Source organism: Dietzia cercidiphylli (assembly GCF_014145145.1).
In the GTDB taxonomy this organism is placed as follows: Bacteria; Actinomycetota; Actinomycetes; order Mycobacteriales; family Mycobacteriaceae; genus Dietzia; species Dietzia natronolimnaea.
In genome coordinates this window covers 1-2,883 of sequence record NZ_JAALEA010000523.1, presented here as the reverse complement: position 1 = coordinate 2,883, position 2,883 = coordinate 1, and the positions used below count along the sequence as shown (strand labels likewise).

At 70.3% G+C, this 2,883-nt stretch carries 2 protein-coding genes and 1 pseudogene; all 3 read left to right on the top strand.

Features of this window, described 5'->3' with window-relative positions; translation table 11 throughout:
* Positions 1 to 1,065 (top strand): TM0106 family RecB-like putative nuclease (locus G6028_RS16805; protein WP_182659553.1); only part of this gene is annotated, 1,065 nt, incomplete at its 5' end.
* A 138-nt stretch (positions 1,066 to 1,203) separates the two neighbouring features.
* The gene (locus G6028_RS16800; protein WP_182659552.1) at positions 1,204 to 1,755 is read left to right on the top strand and encodes a hypothetical protein; all 552 of its coding nucleotides are present in this window, start codon (positions 1,204 to 1,206) and stop codon (positions 1,753 to 1,755) included.
* A gap of 446 nt (positions 1,756 to 2,201) precedes the next feature.
* A pseudogene (locus tag G6028_RS16795) lies at positions 2,202 to 2,883 on the top strand (hypothetical protein); the annotation flags it as partial.

The following is a 2,883-nucleotide window of genomic DNA, read 5'->3' as shown; positions in this document are numbered from 1 at the left end:
CTGGGGCTGGGCTCGGCGCGCGCGGTGGTGCACGACCTGGGGCCGGTGCTCGACGCCGCAGACCGCACCCACGCCACGCGGCTGGCGGTGGTGCGCGGTGAGCTCGACACCGAACCCAGCCGGATCGGCGAATGCCGCACCTGCCCCTGGTGGGAGGGCTGGGACGATCGGGACGGGCCCGTCGAGGGCTGCCGTGACCGGCTCGTCGTGGCCGATGACGTCAGTCTCGTCGTCGGCGGCGGACAGGTCGGGTCGCTGAGGGCCCGGGGGATCCGGACGGTCGCGGAGTTGGCGGAGGCCGGACCGGACCGGCCCACGGACTGGAACGGCGAGCCGTTCTCGGACGCGGTCCTGCGGGCGAGGGCACACCGCGACGGTGAGGTGGTGGTTCCCAAGGTGGCGCGGCCGAGCATTCCGCGTGCGGATATCGAGGTGGACGTCGACCTGGAGAGTCACCTCGACGACGGCGCCTATCTGTGGGGGACCCTGCTCACGCTGAGGGACGGGCGGCCCCTGGAGGCCGAGGGCTACAGGCCGTTCGCCACCTGGGCGCGGTTGCCGGATCCGGACGAGGGGCGGTCGTTCGCGGAGTTCTGGCGCTGGCTCACCGGCATCCGCGACCGGGCGGCCGGGCAGGGGCGGTCGTTCCGGGCCTACTGCTATTCACGGTCCGCGGAGAACGGGTGGCTGCTCTCGTCGGCCGGCAGGTTCGGCCCGGCGGGCACCGTCGCCGTCATCAAGGGGGTCCCCTCGGTCGCCGAGGTCCGGCGCTTCATCTCCTCCCCGCTCTGGGTGGACGTCCACGAGGCGGTCACCACCCAGCTCGTCTCCACCTCGGGCCTCGGGCTGAAGGTGGTCGCCCCGGCCGCCGGGTTCGCGTGGCGAGATCCCGAGGCCTGCGGCGAGGCCTCGCTCGGGTGGTACCGCGACGCGCAGGCGGCGCGGGGCGTCGAGCGGGATGCCGGCCGGAACCGCATCCTCACCTACAACGAGGACGACGTCCGGGCCACTCGCGCTGTGCGGGAGTGGATCTCCCGCTCGAGCTGGGGCGGCCACCAGCTCTGAACGTATGTCTACTTCGGCGTTGGACCCCTCATGCGCGGGCATTCTCCCGGTGGTCGCGCGGGGTGTTCACGGCGGAATGATAAGAATTGTTAAGTATCGCCGAAGTGTCGGCGTTTCTCCAGAAAGGAATACTGACTTATGACGAGGCACATCCGCGCCGCCGCGGCCCTTGGCGTCTCCGCGCTCGCCCTGTCCGGTGGAGTGGGGCTGGCGCACGCTCAGTCCTCCGCCCTCGGCTCGGCCGAGGAGGAAACGGGGGTCGTCGACCCCGGACTGATCGACACCTCGGGCTCCGCGCTGCTCGGCGAGCCGACTTTCGGCAGCCTCGCCCCGGTCGTGTCGCAGGGCGTGGGCTCGGTCAACGAGGCAACGGGTTCCGACGCAGTGAGTCCCGCGCCGGGTACCGGGTCGGTGGACACCACCGGTTCCGTCTTCGGTGAGCCCACCTCGGGGTCGCTGACGCCGGCCGTGGCGTCGGTGGGCGGCGCACTGGGCTCCGGTGAGGGTCCGGCGATCGTCATCGGCTCCGATGGCGGTACGGATTCGCTCGGAGGATCCGGTTCGCTCGGGCCGGTGCTGCTCGTCGGCGGTTCCGCCGCCGTCATCGGTGCGGGCATCTACTTCGCGCCGCAGATCGAGCAGGCGTTGGCGGGCGCGGGCATAGCGCTCCCGCCTTTGCCCCGGGCCTGATCGCCTGATCGTCGGCACCTAGTCAGTCAGGCACCACCGCGCGCCGAGCGGGGCTCGCTCCTCAGATTGATGGGGGACCCGCTCGGCGCTCGCAACAGTTCGTGGGGCGAGTCCGAGGCTTGGGTTTTCCCCGCTCCTCCGGTAGTAGCCCTGAGCTCAGTAGTAGCCCTCAGTTCCGTCAGGGCGACTCAAGCGCTGCAAATCCTCGCGCCATAGACGATGGTCACTTCAGGTCATGCATCTGCCGCCCAAGCGGTTATGAGAACACACCCTAACTAATTTTTAATTAAGTTCACGCCGTTCAATGCCTGAAAAGACGGTTAGAGTGTGGCGAGTACGGTCGGGACCGGTCCGCGTAACACTGTTCCGACACCGTCAAGCCCCCCCCGGGGTGGTCCGGCCACGAGCCTCCGCGCCTGGGAGCACTTTCCACACGAGGAGACACAATGACGTTCACCCCCCGCAAGGCCGCTGCCGTCGCCGCCGCCGCTGCTCTGGCCATCTCGGGCGCTACTGGTGTCGCCAACGCACAGTCACTGGGTTCAGGCGAGGATTCGACGGGCTCGGGTGGCACGGGTTCGCTAGCCGCCTACGGCCTTTCCCCCGATTCGGGTTCGCTGCTGCAGCCTGTCGACGCGACCGGTAACGGCTCCCTCGACACCGAGGGGTCCCTCATCGGCGAGCCGACCACTGGCTCGCTGGCGGGTTCGCTTTCCGAGGCCATTGCCTCGTCTGGTGTCAATTCCCTTAGCCCTGCTACCGGCACTGGCTCCGTCGACACCACGGGTTCCGCGTCCATCGGGGAGCCCACCACCGGCTCACTGGCCCCGATCTATGCCCCCGTCGCGGGCTCGCTCGGAATTGACCAGGGGATTACCACGGTCCTGGGTTCGGTCGAGGGCTCCGTCGGGAGCACGGCCGGGTCGCTCCCCGGCGGGTCCCTCGGTGCCGGGTCCCTGCCGGGCACGGGCTCGCTCGTCCCCGTGACCCTCGGTCTCGGCTCGGTCGCCGCTGTCGGTGCGGGCATCTACTTCCTCCCAGAGATCCACGCGTCGCTCACCGCCGCCGGTATCGCCCTGCCCCCGCTGCCGCCGCTGCCGTGGGCCCCGGCCCCCGCCGCCGCACCGG

Coding starts and splice junctions, on each gene's coding strand:
- G6028_RS16800 (WP_182659552.1), top strand. CDS start 1,204: ATGACGAGGCACATCCGCGCCGCCGCGGCCCTTGGCGTCTCCGCGCTC.